Origin of the sequence: Pseudomonas sp. GW456-12-10-14-LB2 (assembly GCF_002884345.1) — a bacterium.
Lineage (GTDB): Bacteria > Pseudomonadota > Gammaproteobacteria > Pseudomonadales > Pseudomonadaceae > Aquipseudomonas > Aquipseudomonas paraglycinae.
The window spans coordinates 1-274 of sequence record NZ_POHV01000143.1; the positions used below are offsets into that span (position 1 = coordinate 1).

Annotated in this window: 1 protein-coding gene; it reads right to left on the minus strand. The window is 64.6% G+C overall.

Annotated features, from left to right (window positions below; all coding sequences use genetic code 11):
• A partial coding sequence (locus C1X29_RS29890; protein WP_146023304.1) for a substrate-binding domain-containing protein occupies positions 1-274 on the minus strand: 274 nt, incomplete at both ends.

Here is a 274-nt window from a genome sequence, read left to right on the forward strand (position 1 = left end):
GGCCCGGACCACCATGCCGATGAAGGATTCCGCGAGCGGCATCCGGCTTCCGGGCCGCGCCAGATTGCGCTGCTCCAGCAGGTCCACGCCACTGCCGTCCATGATCACCACGTCGGCCGGCTCGCCATGGGACAGACGCGTCGGAATCGCTTCCGGTGAATCACCGACCGAAGGACCGCGCGTCGTGACGAGCTTGTGTCCCGTCGATTTCTCGAAGGCCGGACCAAGCTCCTCATAGACGGCAAAGAACCCGGCCGAAATCATCACCTTGACG